General features: G+C 35.2%; 13 protein-coding genes, 1 tRNA gene and 2 pseudogenes. 8 read left to right on the top strand and 8 right to left on the bottom strand.

What is annotated here, in order from left to right:
- Positions 1-1,327: 1,327 nt before the first annotated feature.
- Positions 1,328-2,023, bottom strand: coding sequence for an HAD family hydrolase (locus ACFIO5_RS06455; RefSeq protein ID WP_375634246.1), 696 nt, complete (start codon positions 2,021-2,023; stop codon positions 1,328-1,330).
- Positions 2,024-2,394: 371 nt separating this feature from the next.
- On the opposite strand from ACFIO5_RS06455, the gene ACFIO5_RS06450 reads away from it, so the two are divergent.
- Positions 2,395-3,483, top strand: a complete 1,089-nt coding sequence (locus tag ACFIO5_RS06450; RefSeq protein WP_375613050.1) for a site-specific DNA-methyltransferase — start codon at positions 2,395-2,397, stop codon at positions 3,481-3,483.
- A 757-nt stretch (positions 3,484-4,240) separates the two neighbouring features.
- Here the strand turns inward: ACFIO5_RS06450 and mutY are convergent.
- Positions 4,241-5,299, bottom strand: a complete 1,059-nt coding sequence (gene mutY, locus ACFIO5_RS06445) for an A/G-specific adenine glycosylase (protein ID WP_375613013.1) — start codon at positions 5,297-5,299, stop codon at positions 4,241-4,243.
- Between the two features lie 203 nt (positions 5,300-5,502).
- Here mutY and ACFIO5_RS06440 point away from each other — a divergent pair, with 203 nt between their 5' ends.
- The 3 genes from ACFIO5_RS06440 to ppdK all read left to right on the top strand — a co-directional run bounded on the left by ACFIO5_RS06440 (position 5,503) and on the right by ppdK (position 9,583).
- Positions 5,503-6,003 (top strand): DUF721 domain-containing protein, encoded by a 501-nt coding sequence (locus ACFIO5_RS06440; RefSeq protein ID WP_375611142.1) that lies wholly within the window; start codon positions 5,503-5,505, stop codon positions 6,001-6,003.
- A gap of 82 nt (positions 6,004-6,085) precedes the next feature.
- A complete protein-coding gene (locus ACFIO5_RS06435) occupies positions 6,086-6,742 on the top strand; it encodes a DsbA family protein (protein ID WP_375611143.1) in 657 nt (218 codons plus the stop codon).
- A gap of 174 nt (positions 6,743-6,916) precedes the next feature.
- Positions 6,917-9,583 carry a pyruvate, phosphate dikinase gene (ppdK, locus tag ACFIO5_RS06430; protein ID WP_375613012.1) on the top strand — a complete coding sequence of 889 codons (2,667 nt, stop codon included), beginning with the start codon at positions 6,917-6,919 and terminating at the stop codon, positions 9,581-9,583.
- Positions 9,584-11,339: 1,756 nt separating this feature from the next.
- Here ppdK and ACFIO5_RS06425 read toward each other — a convergent pair.
- Positions 11,340-12,173, bottom strand: coding sequence for a peptidoglycan-binding domain-containing protein (locus tag ACFIO5_RS06425; RefSeq protein WP_375634277.1), 834 nt, complete (start codon positions 12,171-12,173; stop codon positions 11,340-11,342).
- Positions 12,174-13,227: 1,054 nt separating this feature from the next.
- On the opposite strand from ACFIO5_RS06425, the pseudogene ACFIO5_RS06420 reads away from it, so the two are divergent.
- Both ACFIO5_RS06420 and ACFIO5_RS06415 read left to right on the top strand, forming a co-directional pair.
- Positions 13,228-13,603 (top strand): annotated as a pseudogene (locus ACFIO5_RS06420) (DUF5330 domain-containing protein).
- Positions 13,604-13,711: 108 nt separating this feature from the next.
- Entirely contained in the window at positions 13,712-14,122 is a 411-nt protein-coding gene (locus ACFIO5_RS06415) for a SufE family protein (RefSeq protein WP_375611146.1), read from the top strand.
- A gap of 98 nt (positions 14,123-14,220) precedes the next feature.
- Here the strand turns inward: ACFIO5_RS06415 and ACFIO5_RS06410 are convergent, their stop codons facing one another.
- Entirely contained in the window at positions 14,221-14,658 is a 438-nt protein-coding gene (locus tag ACFIO5_RS06410; RefSeq protein WP_012754848.1) for a Ros/MucR family transcriptional regulator, read from the bottom strand.
- 855 nt (positions 14,659-15,513) lie between these two features.
- Between ACFIO5_RS06410 and ACFIO5_RS06405 the strand changes: the two genes are divergently transcribed.
- Positions 15,514-17,607, top strand: coding sequence for a S9 family peptidase (locus ACFIO5_RS06405; protein ID WP_375705162.1), 2,094 nt, complete (start codon positions 15,514-15,516; stop codon positions 17,605-17,607).
- A gap of 82 nt (positions 17,608-17,689) precedes the next feature.
- Here ACFIO5_RS06405 and ACFIO5_RS06400 read toward each other — a convergent pair whose 3' ends face one another.
- Complete coding sequence (locus tag ACFIO5_RS06400; RefSeq protein ID WP_375705161.1) at positions 17,690-18,292, bottom strand: superoxide dismutase; 603 nt, start codon at positions 18,290-18,292, stop codon at positions 17,690-17,692.
- Between the two features lie 492 nt (positions 18,293-18,784).
- A pseudogene (locus tag ACFIO5_RS06395) lies at positions 18,785-19,494 on the bottom strand (tyrosine-type recombinase/integrase); the annotation flags it as partial.
- Positions 19,495-20,053: 559 nt separating this feature from the next.
- Between ACFIO5_RS06395 and ACFIO5_RS06390 the strand changes: the two are divergent.
- Positions 20,054-20,128: transfer RNA gene (locus tag ACFIO5_RS06390), tRNA-Gln, on the top strand.
- Between the two features lie 233 nt (positions 20,129-20,361).
- Here the strand turns inward: ACFIO5_RS06390 and ACFIO5_RS06385 are convergent.
- Together ACFIO5_RS06385 and ACFIO5_RS06380 are read right to left on the bottom strand one after the other, a co-directional pair.
- Entirely contained in the window at positions 20,362-20,826 is a 465-nt protein-coding gene (locus ACFIO5_RS06385; RefSeq protein WP_375636201.1) for a toxin-activating lysine-acyltransferase, read from the bottom strand.
- 6 nt (positions 20,827-20,832) lie between these two features.
- Positions 20,833-21,351, bottom strand: a 519-nt coding sequence (locus tag ACFIO5_RS06380; RefSeq protein WP_375705160.1) for a beta-barrel domain-containing protein, incomplete at its 5' end; no start/stop codon positions are given.

Genomic DNA, 21,351 nt, shown 5'->3' with positions numbered 1-21,351 from the left:
TAAATGATATTATCTTTTTCTCGCCAATGTGAACAGCATATTACTATGATGGAAGGCGGTGTATAGAAGAATATAATTTAGACATATTTATGAGTGCCGAAAGATCAGCATTAGATAATATTTTCAACACTTTCTTTTTTCCAAACTGAAAAGCCGCTTTTATTTTTAGAAAGTGGATTACTTTTGAAAAGGTCTGATTTCATTGCTTATTTAAAAAGGCTATTAAGTGCTTTCGGAAAATTTTAAGCAACTATTGGTATCTCTGTCGCTTGTTTAACATGATTATATGTTTCATATTTATGTGCTTTTTTAAAGAAACCGTTCTCAAGGTACTCAAGCCTATTTTGCAATGATAGATATGATGATAAAGCCCCCATAATATAAAATTCTTAGGGCATCAGAATTTTTGACGTTTATAAAGAAGAAAGATGGCATTGCCATACACTTTTCTCGCTCCTAATGTTGCTATAATTTTTGCCTTTTGAGATGATTCATTAAAAGGCATTTTTATTTCTTTATTTATTTAATTCAGCATATCCAGATTTGAAATGAGAGAATCTTACAATATTCGTTTTTTTTGCTTAATTTGAATAATGATAAATTATGATTATAAATCAATATATTGTCTGTAAATTACTTGGTATGAAATGTTTTTTATAAAATGCAAATCTTTATAAGAATGTATTCTTTTTGTTTTTTGTAATCTTAGGGAGGTTGTACCGATTGAAGCTGTTAAAATACTGTTTAAGCAGCAAAGTAAATAAGCCTTCAACAAGTTTATGAGATTTGGATTGAGTAAATATAAGTTCTTCTAACTCAACAAGGACGCTTTTGTTGTTTTCAATAAACTCTTGTATTCCATAGATTCCGCGAATTTTAATATGCTTTCCATGACCAATACGCACATACTCTAAAATTTTACCATAGTGTGTGATTTTTTTGATCAGATGGAAGAGGCTAGCAATTTTCACATCTTATCGAGCAGGGCATCGTCATATTCCTTTTTTGAAAAATATAATAACTTATCAGGATGGGCTGCTGAGGTTGGGAGTGAGATATCGGATTTGAGATAGATAAGCAGGGTTTGATTTTTATGAGTTTTCCTCCCTGTTGTTTGCTTTTTTAAAGCGCGTGCAATGGTTAACTGACTTATTGATTGCTCAACGAGGTGCTATATTTTTTCCTTCACATTGAAATGCAATTCACCCGTATCGTGAATTACGCATTTATTGAAGTTATTATAAAAGAAGCAACGAGAAGAGAAGGGCATTTGAGTAAAAATGCTTCTTACATAAGAGTTTACAAACTAATATATTCAAGAGATTTTTTATAATAGATCCCTCCATACTGCCATTGCTTCTAAGACTTCTCCTAAATGAGCATGTTTTGCGATAACTGTTTCTGCACCAGCTTCTGCAAGTGCATTAGAGTGGCCAAGATAGCTATGTGATCCTCCCGTAAAGCCGATGACACGCATGCCTGCTGCTGTGGCTGCGTGTACACCATGAAGGGAATCTTCTATAACGATAGTGTTTTGGGGCTCTGCCTGTAATTGTTGTGCGGCAAAAAGGAAAACATCAGGGGCCGGTTTCGTTCTTTTTGTTCCAACTTCAGGTGCTGAAAATATTTTACCTTCAAAAAGGTCATAGAGATCAACCGTGGTGAGCATCTCTTTTATATCTACGCTTTTTGCATTAGAGCAGATACAGTAGGGATAGCGTGTTTGAATAATTTCTATGGCTTCTCTTACATCATCAATAGCCCGTAATTTAGTTTTTATTTGTGTACGAAAAATATTAGTCATCTGATCTATGAGATGAGCGGAAATTGGTTTTTCTGTTTCCTGTTCAACGTGTTTAAGAATATCGCGAAAAATAAGCCCTGCAAAACGCTCACTCAATTCTTCGGGTGATATTTCATATCCTGTTTGTTTGAGCAATTGAGATCCAATTTTTGCTGCAAGATATTCAGAGTCGACGAGAACTCCGTCACAATCAAAAATAATAAGATCTATCTGAGGCATAAGATATTCCTTTACATGTTACGAGATGGACAACTTTCATGAAAACGATATTGAGAGGATCTTATTTCATAAAAATACGCTTTGAAAATGATTCTTAATTCTTTTACGAAATAAAAGATATGGGAACAGTACATTGAAAAAAAGAAAAATAAGGTTTCATTCATATGAAAGTTTTTTTACTTAAAAAAACAAAAACAATTATCAATTTTGTAGAACTTTAACGATACGTTTACGCTATTTTGTAAATATGGATTGGTAATGCGGGCCTATAAACTATTTTGGTTGATTATAGGGCAAATTCAGTTAATTTTGTTGGGTTTTTCATGACAGTTATTCAGCTTCAAAAAGATTTTCTTCGTACTCCCTCACAGATGCCATGGCGCAATAAAATTTTTAAAGGAGATTGTGTTTCCGTTCTAGAAAAACTTCCAAAACATTCCGTTGATATGATTTTTGCGGATCCACCCTATAATTTGCAATTGGACGGAGCTTTATATCGTCCAGATCATTCGCTTGTTGATGCGGTTGATGATGCATGGGATCAGTTTGAGAGTTTTGCTGCTTATGATGCTTTTACTCGTGCATGGTTGCTTGCTTGTCGTCGTGTATTAAAACCCAACGGAACACTTTGGGTTATCGGATCTTACCATAATATTTTTCGAGTTGGGACGGCATTACAAGATTTAGGTTTTTGGATGCTTAATGATATTATTTGGCGCAAGAATAATCCGATGCCTAATTTTCGAGGGCGCCGTTTTCAAAATGCTCATGAGACGCTTATTTGGGCTGTGCGAGATCAAAAAGATAAAAAGTACACATTTAATTATGATGCCTTAAAAGCGGCAAATGAAGATCTACAAATGCGTTCAGATTGGCTTTTCCCTCTCTGCACTGGAGCTGAACGTTTAAAGGATGATTCAGGGCGTAAATTACATCCAACACAAAAACCGCAAGCGTTATTAGCGCGTATTATTATGGCTTCTAGTAAACCTGGAGATGTTATTCTCGATCCGTTTTTTGGTTCGGGAACAACAGGTGCTGTTGCCAAGCTTTTAGGGCGTGATTTTGTTGGGATTGAACGCGAGCAAGATTACATCGATGCAGCATGTGAGAGAATTGCAGCGGTTCAACCTTTAGCGCAACCAGAACTAGCGATTTTGGATAGAAAAAAAGCAGAACCACGCGTAGCATTCAACAGTTTGCTTGAAGCAGGTTTACTCTATCCTGGAGAAGTTCTGTATGATCGTAAGAAGCAAGTATCTGCTATTGTAAGAGCTGATGGTACGATTATGCATGGTGGTGAAGCGGGCTCAATTCACGCAATGGGAAGAAAGGCTCAAGATTCGCAGAGTTGTAATGGTTGGACCTTTTGGTATTATGAGGAAAATGGACGGTTGAAGTCCATAGATCATTTAAGAATGATCATACGTTCACAAATGTTAAAAACGGGTGTTTTATGAACTAAGCTGATCGCTTCATTCTAGAGTGATCATCAATGTACCTGATCTTGATTGAGATGGACGGGAGGGTGTTTTTGCCTTTCTTAGATGTTTTTTATTAAAACACTAATCCGCTTATAAGCGGCAAGCGAGTATTTTTATGCTTCTTTTAGAAGAAATTAAAATGAGAAATTTTCACTCTATGTTCTGATTTTAGTTCCAAAACAGTAAAATTTCAATATAAGCTTATAAAAATGAAATATCAGAATTAAAAGGTTCATTCAGAAGTTCAAAATTAAGTGCGTTTTTGAATACGTACATCTGTAAAGTGCGTAAGATGTATTGGTTTATCAAGCTAATTTAGCGTTATTCATATTGACGTCCTCCCCGAATATCGTCAAATTTTCTTATTTCAGACCTGTTTCATATTGAATCAATAAAATTTACTTGCTTGCATGTCATAAGCGGGGGTGGCGTGTGAATAAAATTATTAAAGAAAGAATTAAAAAGTACCTCTTATAATCCGTTTCACGTACCAAGGGATGTTGAGGGGGCTGGTAAATATAACGATGGTGCTAACTTGCTCCGTCATAAGCGAAAAAAGGATAGATCCTGAAATTTAAATCTAAAGCTTCTAAGCGTTTCTATCGCTCCTTAATTTTTGTCTGTAGAAAAAATTGGTTATTTCATTTTTTAAAATTTTTCTTTTACAGATTAATAAATGATCGCTAGAGATACAAAAGTCTCCATTAGAAAACATTTTTATGAATAGGGAAGGTTATTTAAATCTAAAAGAATTGGGAAGTGCTACGGAAATGGCTTTTTTCATAACAGTAGGTAATGCTTCTTCGGCAAGATGTTGAATGTTACACCACCAACCATTTTCACAATTCATTTCATGAACATCTTCGGTATAGTAAACATCAAGTTTTAGAGAAAAGTGAGTAAAAACATGCGTAATTTGTCCTTTGAATTGCCAATTGGCAGTAAAGGGTGCGTTTTGTAGCCCATTTTCGTTGTTTATGCCAATATTGTTAGGAATTTGGGTCATTCCACCAAGGAGCTTTTGCGTCTGTCGTTTTTCCAAATAAATTTGTCTCTTTTTATTAAGGACCACAAAAGCAATACCTGTTTTTGAAGGGCGTTCTTTTTTAGGGGCTTTAACTGGAAAAGACTCCGGTTGTTGCATCTTTTTTGCTTTGCATAAACATTGAAGAGGGCAGGTATAACAAGATGGTTTGCGTGGAGTACAAATTGTTGCTCCCAAATCCATCATTGCTTGAGCAAAGTCACCAGGACGATTTAAAGCAGTAATTTTTTGTGTTTTTTCTTTAATTTCAACTTTTGCTTTTTGCAATATTGAAGTGATAGCAAAAAGTCGCGCTACCACACGTTCGACATTACCATCAACCACTGCTACAGGGTGGTTAAAAGCAATCGCAGCAATGGCTGCGGCAGTATAATCTCCAATACCGGCTAGAGTTCGCAATTCTTTTACAGATTGTGGAAATTGTCCCGCGTAGTTTTCAACAAGCTGTCGCGCACATTTTTTAAGATTACGTGCGCGTGAATAATAACCAAGTCCAGCCCATGCTTTCATGATATCATCTTGGGAGGCTTTTGCTAAAGAGGAAAGATCAGGCCATAGTTTTAGAAACTTTTTAAAATAAGGCTTAACTGTTTCAACGGTTGTTTGTTGAAGCATGATTTCAGAAAGCCAAACTTGATAAGGATCAGGACGGATACCTTGTTTTTGCTTTTCGGGGGTAATCCGCCATGGAAGATGTCTGTGATTTTGATCGTACCAAGCAAGGAGGTGCGAAGAAATTTCATACATGATTGCTTTCAAGCATAGGGAGATATAAAATGCAAAAGAAAAAATTATTTATTTTGTAATTCATGTTTTTTGCTCTTTTATTGTCAAGGCTCTGGTGAGAAAAGGCTTTTTATTTTGTTGATATTTCATAAATTGAGGAGGCAACAATTTTTAGATGAAACAAATGATTTTAATTTAGTAAGCGCTTGAACAATGATCTAAAAATGAGAAAACAACTTAAAAAACGTATCTTTTATTCTCTTTCTGAGGCGGTATACAAAATACTTGATCCAGTTTTACGCAAACGGACAGGGCTTAATGTAGCGCTTATAGAACATTGGCCACAGATTGCGGGCTATGATATCAGTGAACATACAATGCCGCTTAAAATTATTTGGAAACGTCGTGCAGATCAAGATGAAGTTTTTCAGCCAGCAACACTTGTTGTCGCATGTGAAGGATTTGCTGCGTTAAAATTGATGCATGAAACAGAGGAATTACTTCATAGAATTAACGGATTTTTTGGCTACATTGCTATTGATCGCATCAAGATTGAGCAAAGGAGTATGTCGGTTTTTATGAATCACTTGCCTCTAAAACCGCCTTTGAGTGAACAAGACAAAAAATACGTGGAAAAAATGCTTGAAGGAATTGAAGATAAAAGTTTGCACCAAGCACTTTATCAACTTGGCTGTTGCATTTTTTTGGAAAAAAATAATAAATAGAAAGATATTTTATATATTTTTCTTTAATATATGAGAAAGCATAGGATTCCTATTCGTTAATAACAACAGAAAAGTATTATTTATGGTAAAATATCGTTCTTTTTTATCTTTCGGGATAATTTTTCTCTTCATAACGATTGTACAAAACAGTGTAACAGTTGCTTTAGCGCGTGATCCCAAATCAGTGGCGACTGTTGATATGGCAGAGCTTCTCCAATCGGGTAAAGTAAAGGATCGCTTTGAGGGAGAGGCGGATGCACCAGTCGTCATTGTTGAGTATGCTTCGTTGACATGTACCCATTGTGCGCATTTTTATAATGATATACTTCCCCAAATTCGTAAAAAATATATCAAAACAGGAAAAGTAAAACTTATTTTCCGAGAATATGCTTTTGATCCTCGGGCAACAGCAGGTTTTATGTTGGCACGGTGTGCACCGGAAGATCGCTATTTTCCTTTGATAGAAGTTTTATTTCAAAAACAAAATGAATGGGCTTTCGGAAAAAATGCTCTAACACCATTGAAGAAAATTGGCTTAATGGCTGGTTTTACAGATGAAAGTTTTACTGCGTGTTTGAAAAATCAGTCCATTTTAGATGAAGTAAATGCATCTTTTGAACGCGGTAAAGAGCTTGGTGTCACAGCAACACCTACTTTCTTTATTAATGGTAGTAAATATGAAGGTGCCATGAAAGTAGAAGAATTTTTTTCGGTGATTGATAGTTTTCTAAAAAACTGAATCTTAATCTTCCAGAAGATGGATAGTGATACTTTTGGTCATTATCTCTTTTGGAAGGATTAATATTATGCATTTATGAAGCGATATCGTTGAGCCAATTTTGAATCAAATCATTGCTTTTAAGTGAGCCTAGGTTGAATGATGTTTTGAAGCTGATATGGGAGGATTTGTACAGTGAAAAAATGGGTTTATAGTTTTGGAGATGGAAAGGCAGAAGGAAGTGCAAGTGAGCGTAACCTTCTCGGAGGTAAAGGGGCTAATTTGGCAGAAATGAGTAATCTTGGTTTGCCCGTACCACCCGGATTTACGCTGACAACAGAAGTTTGTAATTTTTATTATGCCCATGACAAATCATATCCAGAAGAGCTACAGGAATCTGTTAAGCAAGCACTAAGATACGTTGCTGAACAAACAGGACGTGAATTTGGGAATGAACAAAGACCACTTTTGCTGTCTGTTCGTTCAGGGGCTAGGGCTTCTATGCCAGGGATGATGGATACAGTGCTGAACCTTGGCATGAATGATAAAACTGTAAAAGCAATTGCTTTACAAGCCAATAATGAACGTTTTGCTTATGATAGTTATCGGCGTTTTATCCAAATGTATTCTAACGTTGTTTTGGGGCTAGACCATTCGTATTTTGAAGAGATTCTTGATGAAGTAAAAGCATGCAATGGTTACACTATTGATACAGAAATGACAGCAGATGATTGGAAGAATGTTATTATTTCTTATAAAGCCTATGTTGAAGAAAAATTAGGAACCCCTTTTCCACAAGATCCTGAACAACAGTTATGGGGGGCAATTGGAGCCGTTTTTTCAAGTTGGATGACAGCACGTGCAGTTACTTATCGCCGTTTACATAGCATTCCTGAAAGTTGGGGAACGGCAGTTAATGTGCAAGCTATGGTTTTTGGTAACATGGGAGAAGATTCGGCAACAGGTGTTGCTTTTACACGCAATCCATCGACAGGGAAAAAAGAACTTTATGGTGAGTTTTTAGTTAATGCGCAAGGGGAAGATGTTGTGGCGGGCATTCGAACGCCTCAAAATATTACAGAAAGTGCGCGTATTGTTGCTGGTTCAAATAGACCGTCGTTAGAAAAAATTATGCCTGAGGCTTTTTTGAAATTATGTCAGATTGCGCAGAAGCTTGAGCAGCATTATCGGGATATGCAAGATCTCGAATTTACCATTGAAAAAGGTAAATTATGGATGCTTCAGACTCGTTCAGGAAAACGCACGGCTCGTGCGGCTCTCAAGACGGCAATTGAAATGGTTGAGGAGGGGTTAATAAACCGTGAAGAGGCTGTGATGCGTATTGATGCAAAGTCGCTGGACCAACTTTTGCATCCAACACTTGATCCTAAAGCAGAACGTTTTGTTATAGGACGTGGTTTACCTGCTTCTCCTGGAGCCGCAACTGGTGAAATTGTTTTTACTTCAGAAGAGGCAGAAACTGTGTCGGCGGAAGGTCGCAAAGTTATTTTGGTCCGGGTAGAAACAAGTCCAGAAGATATTCATGGTATGCATGCTGCAGAAGGAATTTTAACAACGCGTGGCGGTATGACAAGTCACGCTGCTGTTGTTGCGCGGGGGATGGGAAAACCATGTATTTCTGGTGCTGGCAGTGTGCGGATTGATTATAACACAAATACGTTGTTTGCCTCAGGAGAAAGCCTAAAAAAAGGTGATGTTATCACAATTGATGGTGGAAGTGGAGAAATTTTCAAAGGGAAAGTTGCAATGTTGCAGCCTCAGCTTTGCGGAGACTTTGCAAAATTAATGGAATGGGCTGATGGGATGCGACGTATAAGAGTTCGCGCTAATGCTGATACACCATCTGATGCCCGTATGGGACGCTCTTTTGGGGCTGAAGGTATAGGTCTTTGCCGTACGGAGCATATGTTTTTTTCTGATGAACGTATCGTTGCCATGCGTGAAATGATTTTAAGTCATGATGAAAGTGGTCGTCGTAAAGCACTAGATAAGCTTTTGCCAATGCAGCGTTCAGATTTTAGTGAATTATTTGAAATTATGTGTGGTTTACCTGTTACTATCCGCTTGCTAGATCCACCATTACATGAATTTTTGCCTAAAACGAAAGCAGAAATTCTTGATGTTGCAACAGCTATGGGTGTTTCTGCTGAAGTGCTTGCTGAACGCACTCAGCAGTTGCACGAATTTAATCCTATGCTTGGATTACGAGGATGCCGTTTAGCTATTACTTATCCTGAAATTGCAGAAATGCAAGCGCGGGCGATTTTTGAAGCAGCAGCAGAAGCTGCCCAAAAATCTGGATCTCCTGTTATGCTTGAAATTATGGTGCCACTGGTTGCGCTTAAATCTGAACTCGATTTTGTGAAAGCGCGTATTGATCAGGTTGCTGAGGAAGTGATGAAAGAAAAGGGAAGCACTATTCAATATATGGTTGGGACGATGATTGAACTTCCAAGAGCGGCGCTTCGAGCAGATGAAATTGCTGAAACTGCTGAATTTTTTTCATTTGGAACAAACGATTTGACACAAACTACTTTTGGGATTTCCCGTGATGATGCAGCTCCTTTTTTGGCAACCTATTTTCAAAAAGGTCTTTTAGAGCAAGATCCTTTTGTGTCTATTGACCGTGATGGAGTAGGGGAACTTATTACCATTGCTGCACAGCGTGGACGCTCAAAGCGTGCAAAAATAAAATTGGGAATTTGCGGTGAACATGGAGGCGATCCTGCCTCTATTGCTTTATGCGAAGAAAATAACCTAGATTATGTTTCGTGTTCTCCTTTTCGAGTGCCAATTGCTCGTTTAGCAGCAGCTCAGGCCGCAATAGCAAAAAGGATGTAATGGGTTAATATTTTTTGTTGTATCGTTATTACTGAAATAAATTTTTATATATTCTTTTATTTTCTTTAATAAAGGGAATAAAAATGCTTCTAAAATGCACGATAAGTTGTGTTACGCGAGAAAGTGTTTTTTTAGAGGTTTATGAGAGAAAATATAAAGCACAGGATAGACAAAGATGTATTATTAATGCACTTTTTATTGGCGAACCTCTTGATAGAGAGAAACGTGTTATTGTGCAGTCAATTTACGCGTTTGCTTTTTTATAGGGGAATGAGCTCCTCACGCAAAATAGAATGCTCCAAACAAATGCATTTTTTTTGCGCATCATGCTGTTTGAGATAGACATTTCTCAATGGATGCCCCATTTTACATTGATATTCGTGGAATGGGGATTATGTAAAACTCCCCGTAAGTTTATAAAAATCTTCCCAAAATTTATAAACTCCATTATGCACTCCCATCTTTACATTTATAAAGGAATATCAAAGTTACACAATCTATTGATTTATAAAGATAATTTTTTATTTCTCATATTGAATGAAAGCTGTAAATATCATAAGATCTTCTTATTTCGACTTCTTTTATAATGAATCAATCAAAACCATGTTTTTTGTATGTTACAGGCGGGATGAGCGTCTGTAGATAAAAAAATAAAGCAAGGATATGCCTCTTATGAATCATCTCAAGTGTCAAGAGCTGTCACAAATTGAAGGTAGGTACAGTGTGTAATGGTGCCGGCTTGCTTCTTCACAAGCGTAAAGATGATGCGCGGCGCGTGCAGTGGGACTACTATTATTATTCATGGGCGTTGTTGCGAAGTGGTTTTAGGTGCTTTAGAGATGTTTTTTAAGAAAGCCCGTGAATGGCAATCCAAGTATATTCCGTTTGGGACATTTTGTTTTAGGTGAGGGGGAGTGAGACCAAAAAGACATGTGATAAAGTAAGAGCATGAGGCAATAGGTAATTTCCGTTATTTTAAAGATATTGCTTTAGATGTCTTTGAAAGGCGTAAAGCTGAATTAAAAGGAAATGACAAAGATGAAAACTGGTTTTTACCTTAACTTTTCATATTTTTCCCAAATTAGGCTGTTTTCCTGTTTTAAGAGATTATACAAACAGAGATGCGTAATATTCTTGCCTCCATTTGGCATATAAAAGCTATAACAGCTGAGAGAAGTACTAAACTGTCTTAACATTTTTTTCAAACATACTGCTGCGGTAAGTTTGGATGTTGATTTATAGGCAATACTAAACGCACACGCTCTCTTAAGAAGACAATGTCATAAAACACATAACTTTCCAGCAGTAGATTAGAGAGAAGTGCCGGTTTTTTATCAGACACTTTGCAAAACAACAACCATAACACAACTAGCTTTATGTCTACTTATCCTTACAGGTGTTTGCACAAATTCTTTGCATCATATTTATAAAGATCAAATTGACGATAATATATGGACAATTCGTGGTTCGATAATATGAAAGGTTTACATGATACTACAAAAATTTCGTGTCCTTTTATCATCAGAGGCAATAAAAATGCTAGAACAAGCGCGTTTGCTATTTTGCAATATTCTTTTTTCTGCAATCGGTTGTGGTTTTTTTGAAGCAAATTATACGGCTCAATATGTAATGTGTAAGAAAACCATTCTGATTGATTGAATATAAGAGGGCTTGAGATGAAGGAATGTTTGAGGGGAGCATTAAACAAACGAAAGATGAATTATCATTATAAATTAAGAGATTATTATGATTAGCTTCAATTTAATAAACCAATTTCACGCATTTTCATTAAAATTGTGTGATTAATTTTACCTGTTACAGGAAGATCAAATATTTTTTGAAACTGTTTTAAGGCTTCTATCGTCTTTTGATCTTCTATTCCTGTGACAATAACCTCCTCATTCCCAAAAATATGTAAAGCTTTTTGCACTTGTATAATATCTTCAACAGAAGGCTCTAAAATAGCTTCTTTTAAGTGTGTCATATTTTTTGTATTGTTTGTTTCTATTTCGCTTTGCTTAATTAATATCGCGATTTCATCTGCTGCGGGATTAGATAGAACATTCTTTTGCATTCTCTGAGCAGTTTGCTGTTTCCATAAAGTGATGGCTCGGCGTGTTTTAGGTCCTTCCAGTCCATCTAATGGACCATCATAAAATCCTAATTTTGCTAGTTCTTTTTGCTTTTCCAGCATGCTTGCTGATTGAGAGGGTAAAGGTGAATTTGTGTGGTTATGACTTTGAGAATGTACAGAAGCTACACGGGAGAGTTCTTGTGATTTTTCTTCTTTTTCCGATAAATTAGAGCTCTTACCTATACTTTGAACAGAGGAAAATTTCATTTGAGTTAAAATATTTTGATGCGTTGTCATTTGCGAAAATAAAGCATTAAATGAAATAAATAAAAAACTAATGCTAAAAAGAAGAAATCCAACAAAAAATAAAGTATTTTTTCGTGTATAGAAATAAAGAGTTTTTGCACTCCAAAAAATAAAATGAAAAGTTATAAGAAGAAGTGTTATAACAATACTACTGTAGTATTTACGGTGTTTTACAGTTTTTTTTCGGTATGTCTTTCGTTTTGTTGCCATTACTTTTATTTTCAGTTGCGTTTATTTTTTACAAAGAAACAAATATAAATTAGGAAACGAATATAAATCAGTTCTTACTTCCAGCCAGAGAGAAATGCATTGACATTATTGATTTTTCCTTTCAAACTCCTAAAATGAGCGGCTTCATTATATCAATTTATAAGTTGATAAATCAACAAGAGTTCTTACCAACTTTTATTCATTTTATTTTATACAAATCTTTAATGTGTATAAAGAGAGTACCAAATGATTAGCATTCAAGATCATTTTGGTATTTGCAAACTGCATTATCACATATAATTATCTAAACAATAATGCCACGTTATTCTTCATTTTGGGGCATATGTTTGCCTATTATTTAAAATAAAATTGAAAATATTTGCCTATAACGCTAAAAAGATGACAATCATTATCTATTCTTTATAATTTACATATAGATGGTTACTTATCCATAAACGGTTTGGTAATAATAATTATCTCTTAATATTATTATATTTTGGTATAAATTCCTTCTATTAAATAATTTTCATAAGTATCAATTAAATTGATGTTTACAATGTTATAGAAAAAAAACTGGCTTGAGATGTAATCATAAGAGATGCAGTTATTTTTTTGATGTTTTTATTGACAGGTTGACTATTTTCATAACATTCCAGTAAAAATTTTATAGATAATATAAATATTTTATCGACACTATAGTCAGAATAACAGAATTTTACTCTTTTTAGCCTTTTCAACTAAGCTAATATGGTGGACTATTATTTAAAATAATTATGTACACCACACGATTATCTCTCTCATTTTTTATCATAGTATGTTCATTAACATGACCAGCTTGTAAGTGTATAATTTTGATGTTAATTTTTTACTGAATAGACAATGTATCCCATTTTATACAGCGGAATTGTGCCATATTTATAAAAAAGCCAATGATATAGATCCAATACATGAATACTCAATTTTATAAAAAGCACATTTTATAAATTGTTTATAAAGCAACAGTGTATAAAATGCTTCTTTTATTGTATTTACCACTGCGGTACATTGATTGTCCATGATACGTTTTTTAATCAAATTATCATTTTTTTTATTTTTTATTTTTGTCATTATTTCATTTTTTGTAGCAGATCCAAGCAGTAATCATTCTTCTAGCCCCCAAAATAATGAGACAACAACGAGCGATGTGATTGTTGCTTTTAAGGAAGCCTTAAATGACTTAGGCGCATTTTGTGACCGTAATATAAAAACCTGCAAAGTAGGAAAATCCTTTTTAAGTTCACTTGGTGAGCGCGCATATTACGGTGCAAGAGCTGCTTATGAATATTTAGGGAACATATTAGGAAACAAAAATGATATCAGAGACTTCCCCTAATGTTTCTTACAAAATCGAAATACAAGAGTTCTTACAAAACCATGCAATGTTATCTTGAAATAAGGATTTTTAACGTTCTTCGTGTTATTTATGTTAGGAAGAATAAATATTTATTTTTTATAAGTGTATTCAAGAATGATTATTCAAACGAAACAGGACTAAAATAATGGCGGAAACAATCGGTAATATTATAGAGAACTTTTCGCTTTTGGATAATTGGGAAGATCGTTATCGTTATGTCATCGAGCTTGGCTATGAATTGCCACCTTTTCCAGAAAGCGCTCGAAACGATGCTCACAAAGTTCCTGGTTGTGTTAGCCAAGTGTGGCTTCTATCTTCACGTAATAACTCAAAAGATCCAATATTGACGTTTCAAGGTGATTCCGATGCTCATATTGTGCGTGGACTCATTTACATACTTCTTGCTTTTTATTCAGGCAAAAAAGCTTCTGAAATTCGCAATTCTGATGCTCAAGAGCTCTTTGAAAAACTTGGTTTAAATGAAAATCTTACACCACAACGATCAAATGGTTTGAAATCAATGATTAAACGGATTCGTAACGAAAGCTATATGTAATCCCCTTGGTAGAAATTGCTATATATACAAAAGCTTCACACAAAACATGTATACTAAAATCAACTTTATGCACGAAACCATTTTTTCGCAAAATAAGATTATTTAGTTTTTTTCCGTTTGCTTTTGCGTCCAAGCCCCATTTCTTTGGCCAAAGCCGATCGTGTTTTTGCATAATTAGGCGCCACCATAGGGTAAGAACTATCTAACTGCCATTTTTCACGATATTCCTCTGGCAACATTCCATAATGTGTCATGAGATGACGCTTTAGAGATTTAAACTTCTTTCCATCTTCAAGGCAAATGAGATAATCAGGAAATACTGAACGCTTCGGATTAACGGCAGGCCTTTGTTTTTCAACTTCGACTTCTGTTAACTCTAGATTCCCTGCTTTACGAAAAGCAGCATGGACATCAGCAATTAAACTTGGCACTTCAGTCGGTCGAATAGAATTATTACTCACGTAGGCAGCAACAATATCAGCAACCAATGTAATAACTAAATTGCTTTCAGTCTCTAAGACTGCACGATGTTCCATTCTTGTTTCCTTTAATTTAAAATTGAGTAATTCAAAATCGAGATATAGTGCATATACTCATGATATAAAGATCTCATGCACATGAGTTTCATATTGTACAAAAATCTTTTTTGTCAATTCAATTATTCTATAAAATTGCCAAAACACAAAAAAATCAAATAAATACCTATTTTTTGTCATAATATACAATAAGAAAAACGAAATTATTACATGCTAAAATATATTTTTACCCTATAACATATCATACATAATATATAATACATCACAAATATAAAAAAATACATGATAAAATTTATTTATTTTTTTTGAGAACGTAAAAATAAAATTACTAATTATAAAAATATAATATATAAATTATTATATTTTGTTTTGAATACTTATAGTTTAGTAAGTTTATGTTTAATAAGTTTTAAATTTGTTTTTATTATTTATATTTATAAAATTTAATAATAAAAAACATGATATATTATAAATATGACATAATAGTATTATTTATAATATAAAACTATTCATTAAAAGGAGATAGGACATTTTTATTTTTTATACAGTAATAATAATATTTTAGATATATTTATTCCTTTCTGTAAAATTATGCGATTATACTGTTTCAAAAAAAATCAATTCTTTTTCTAATAGTTTAATTGTTTTACCAGTCACTTTCATTATAAAAGTGGTGTTATATCCCTAGAAAACAATAGCTGTGATATGTAATGAACAGAAAGGTATTAGTTTTAAAAATTATCATGGTGCTATTTTTGCAAGTGAATAGAACTTATAGGTTTTTACACTTGCATCAATCATTGTGATTCTAACATATAAACGAAGCTATTAACATATTTTAATATAGGATTATGTATGACTCGCACTTTTGCAATTCCTCCCAAAGCATCTAGAATCACTCATAAGGAAATATATCATGGTATTTTTCGTGATGATCCCTATCATTGGCTACGTGCGTCTAACTGGCAAGATGTTTTTAAAGATCCTAACTGTCTTGATCCCAATATTCGACATTATCTTGAAAAAGAAAATGCTTATCAATCAGCTCAAATGGCTGATACAAAACCATTACGAGATTTGCTTTTTACCGAAATGAAAAACAGGATCCAAGAGAATGATAGTTCTGTTCCTATAAAACATGGCCCTTTTGCTTACGGATTCTCTTATGTTACCGGAGGCCAACAACCACATTATTTTCGGACACCAAGGAATGGCGGAGAAAAAAACGTGTACCTTAATGGTGATGTCTTGGCAGAAGGCAAAGAATATTTTAAATTTGGTTCAGTTCAAGAATCTCCTGACCATACACATGTGGTATGGACCTATGATGACAAAGGATCAGAATTCTATACAGCTAAAATTCGTAATTTTGAGACATTGTCTGATTGTACGGACACAATTACTGATACATCTGGTCAAATTGTATGGGATGCTAGGTCTGAAGGTTTTTTCTATACTAAGATGGATAAAAACCACCGACCTTCAGAGCTCTATTATCACCAATTAAACACAGATCAATCACAAGATAAGCTTATTTTTCGTGAAGACAATCCAGGTTTTTTCTTAGATGTAAGCGGTTCTAAGCTTAATGATGTTATTTATATTAATATTCATGATCATGAAACATCCGAGATCTGGTTAATTCCTGCTGAGGCGCCTTTTACTGTTCCCCAATGTGTACGGAAACGACAAAAAGGTATTGAATATTCACTTACAGAGGGTGGTGATGTCTTTTATATTCTGACCAATTTAGATAATGCAAAAGATTTCAAAATTATGGTAGCGCCATATACATCTCCACAATCAGAAAATTGGTCTGAGTTTGTCCCACATCAGCTTGGGTGCCTAATATTATCCCATGATGCTTATCAAGATTTTCTTGTCTGGATCGAACGTTTTGAGGGGCTTCCACGTATAAAAGTGATGGAACGTACCACTAAACAAGTGAATTCCATTGCTTTTACTGAAGAGGCTTATTCTTTAAGTTTGCAAGGAGTTGCAGAATATAACAGTCCAACTATTCGTTTTTCCTATTCATCTATGACAACACCTGATCAAGTGTTTGATTATGAGATGAAAAATTGTAAACGAATGCTTTTAAAAACGCAAATAATTCCCTCTGGGCATAATAAAGATGCATATGTAACACGACGGATTACAGCAATAGCAGACGATGGTGAGAAGATTCCTATTTCACTTTTTTACCACAAAAACACTCTCCTTGATGGTGGTGCGCCTTGTCTGCTTTACGGTTATGGTGCTTATGGGATCTCTATTCCTGCCAGTTTCAATAGTAATGTACTTTCTCTAGTAAACAGAGGTTTTATTTACGCGATTGCTCATATTCGCGGAGGAAAAGAAAAGGGAGTAGAGTGGTATGAGAAAGGAAAGCATCTCTTTAAGCACAATACATTTACAGATTTTATTGCTTGTGGGCGTTACCTTGTAAACAATAAATTCACTTCTCACGACCGGCTGATTGCTCATGGTGGTTCAGCAGGGGGGATGTTGATGGGAGCCATTGCCAATATAGCTCCCCAGGATTTTGCTGGGATCGTAGCGAATGTGCCTTTTGTTGATGTCTTAGCGACAATGTTAGATGCTTCATTGCCACTCACACCTCCAGAATGGGCCGAATGGGGGAATCCTCTTGAATCAGAAGAAGATTATAAGCTTATTGCTTCCTATTCCCCTTACGATAATGTCAAAGCTCAAAACTATCCCCCTATACTTGTGATGGCAGGATTAACAGATCCTCGTGTAACTTACTGGGAGCCTGCAAAATGGGTGGCAAAATTACGAGACCTAAAAACAGACGATAATGCAGTTTTATTACGTATTAATATGGATTCAGGGCACGCTGGTGCAGCTGGACGTTTTTCAAAGCTAGAAGAAGTTGCCTATATCTATGCATATATTCTAAAGATAGCAGGAAAAGACTTTTGCTAATCCATAATACTTCTGTATGAAAGTCTCCGATAATTTATTGGATTATAGAGACTTTCATACACTAAAAAGTTATCTAGATAGTTTAAAATTCACATTCTTCATAAAGTTCCAAAACATAGTCCCAATTAATTAAATGGTCTACAAAGGATTCGAGGTACTTCGGTCGAGCATTGCGATAATCAATGTAATAGGAATGTTCCCACACATCGACACCCAAAATAGGGCGAGCATTGTGCACTAAGGGATTTTCACCATTAGGCGTTTTCATAATTTCAAGCTTGCCATCTTTAACAGCAACCCACGTCCATCCAGAACCAAATTGGGCACTAGCAGCAGCAATAAAATCAGCGCGGAATTTGTCGTAACCACCTAGATCAGCGTCAATAGCTTTTGCTAACTTTTCAGGAAGTCTTTGGCCACCACCATTTTTTTTCATCCAAAGCCAAAAGTGGTTATGATTGTAATACTGCGCTGCAGTATTAAACAAACCAATATTTTTTCCAAAACTTTTTTTAACAATATCTTCAAGGCTTTCATTTTCTAAGCCTAACTCTTTCACAAAATTATTGGTGTTGGTAAGATAAGCAAGGTGATGCTTATCATGATGATATTCAAGCGTTTCGCGTGACATATAAGGCGAAAGGGCATCGTAATCATAAGGCAACGGGGGCAATTCAAAAGCCATTTAAAAATCTCCTCGATTCTAATTGTTAAGCTTATTTCATAAGTCTAATTTGCCATTTACCGCATTTAAAAGCAAATGTTGAATACCTAGTTTGTATGAAATAGTTTTAATGTTTCTCTTTTTGTAAAAGAAGCTTTTAGGAAATGTATATTCATCAATCAAAAAGGGTATTGGTCTACATAAAGATTGCTTCTGAAGATTTTTTTACATCTATGAGTGGGTAATAAATATCATTATCTTTTGAATAAAAAGTAAATGGAAATAGTTATTATTCCTTGTTTTTGTATCTCTATTTTTTCAAATACCATATAAAATGTTTTTAATTTTTGCAAAACTCTTCCAGTTTATTGGTGTATCATAATGTTTTCAACAGAATATTAAGTGTTATTTTTTAGGAAATATTTTTCAATGTGCTTGATTTTATTTTATGGTGCTACCCATGAATAATATAATGTAAAAATTAGTGGACATTACCATCTTTATGCTTAATGCAAGAATAAGCAAACGCAAAGCCAGTTGTGTCATTGTTGTTGTTTTGCAGAGTGACTGATAAAAGGCAGGAACATCTTTCCAGTCCATTGCTGGTAAATTTTGTGCTTTATGGCGTTGTTTCCCTAAGAGAGCCCGTGCTTTTATCGTTGCTTGTAAATCAACATCCAGCCCCAAAGCAGCAGCATGTTTGAGACAAATATTAAGACGATTTATTGCTTTCTCTGCGGTTGCAGCTTTTGCATGCCAGATGGGAGCAAGAACATTGCGTATCTCTGTTTGTGTAATTTCTGAAATAGGAATACAGCCTAATTTGGGGAGAATATAAAGTTGTAAAGGTAGAAACCAATTCCCAGCCTTGCCATCTCCTTTTAATTCAGCTTTACGACTTTCAAAAGCATCTAAGGCAATGTCTTTTAGGTAATGGAGATTACTTATTGCCTCACGCTTTTGTTTCTCACGTTCTTTAATGGGATCACGCCCCTCATGCAAAACAGAACGCCATTGATTTGCTAATTCACGGGCTTTTTTTTAAGAAACATGTCTTAATGCACCCAAGCCCATTTCGCGGCGCCGACCATGAATGGTATAACGATAAAGCCATTGAGCACCACCATCTTTACGCTTATGAAGAAGCAAGCCGGCACCATCATTATATTTGCCAGCCCCAATGTTGCGACAGCCCTTGCATTAAGACGATTCATAAGAACCATTTTTACTCCTTTCTTGTACAATTTTTACCCACACACTAGCCCCGCTTTTGACGTGCAAGCAAGTGATATTAATTGATTCAATCTGAGAGGGTTTGTGATGAGAAAATCTTACTATATTCGGAGTTATGATTCAAGTTGAAAAAGGATGATTTATTATTATAAATCAATGTGTTGCCAGAGCACAGCAGCACTATTATACACTTACCGATTGCCAATGTGGTGACAGCTTTTTTCTTAAATTGAGCAAGATGGGATTTTAATATATCAAGAAAAGTAAATCATATGCAAATTTATTAGATACATGAGTAAACTGCAAGATTTTCATTTTCTGTTCCTAGAAAATCAATACAAAGAGCAAAATAATTGATGGATAAATGGTTTTTTCTTATGTTAAAATCACAACTGTATATCAGTTTCTGCTACGAATTTGTATCGATGGCAATGCCATACAAAACTCAGAAATTTTATGATAAAAAAGTAAAGTCTTTGATTTTCAGATATTGCGTCCAATCACAGGAATCGCTATAAAGTGCAAGAGTTGCTATAAAGCGTGTTTTTTTGGGGTATAGCCAAGCGGTAAGGCACCGGTTTTTGGTACCGGCATTCCCTGGTTCGAATCCAGGTACCCCAGCCAATATTAGTGAAATTAGTTAATCAAAGTTCAGCTTGAGAGTGAATTAGCCCCCTTAACCATCTATTGCTATTCATAGAAAGTCTGGTAAGTTGAAAAACACCTATTTGTAGCGGGGCAGCTCTAAATAATGGTAAAGTTTTCTTTTAATATAGCTATCGCTTAAAGAACTCTTTTAAAAGCTTATTTTTTATAAGAGGGGAATAAATGATTTATGCGCACTTGCTTTAGAAAAACTATTTGGCTGGATTTTGCGCTCTATAGCAACACCAGCGTGCAATTTTTCGTATTCCACCATCTTCATTACGTCGTACAGCATAACAATAACGCTGATCAGGAAATATATTTCGTTGCATATCGCGTACAATATGAGCAGTATGGCCATAGGGTGCTACACAATCAATAAACCATACGTATTTTCCATTCTGCCAATTGACATCGGGTAAAAATTCTCCCTTTTTAAGCATAGATTGATGATTTTTCTCATCTAAAAAAGCCCAAGTGATAAAGGCACAAAATTCTCCACGTTCATTTTTATAGAGTTTATATTGCCCAGTCTGTAAGGCGGGTCCTATGTTGCGTTCGATATCCCAAATTCGCCAGCGGCGGTATAAGGGAGATGTAAGCATTAAAACCATCATAGCTCCTAACGCTGTAAGAGGGTCTATGAATGATGATGAAGGATTTTTATGCACACACATTAATCTTTATCTTTCCTTTAGAGATTGTTCTAAAACTTTGGTAATAGGTTCAAAGAAATAAGAAATGAGACGCCGTTTTGAGGTAATGACATCCGTTGTCACAGTCATGCCAGGGATAAATTTAAGTTGTTTGTTATTCAAAGTGATGTGATCTTGGTCAATTTTGATTAAAACAGCGTAGACACCATTAATTTCTTTATCATAGCGTGCTGTAGCGCCTACATTAACGACTGTACCGTGGATAACACCGAAACGTTCAGGCGGAAAGGCAGAAAACTTGATGTAAGCGCGTTGGCCCTTTTCTAAAAAGCCGATATCGCTGTTATCAAAAAACGCTTCGACAATGAGTCCGCCGGCACCAGGGACAATGCGCATGAGAGTTTTACCAGCCTCTACAAAGCCGCCCAAAGTATGGATACTTAAATCATCGATACGTCCATCAACAGGTGCATAAAGTGATAAGTGGTCAAGATGGTATTGAGTGCTATCAAGCTTTGCTTTTAATCCTTGAAGATTCAGTTCTGT

This window comes from Bartonella sp. AA86SXKL, assembly GCF_042196885.1.
The sequence above is the reverse complement of the archived record's forward strand: the minus strand, read 5'-3'. Positions and strand labels throughout refer to the sequence as shown.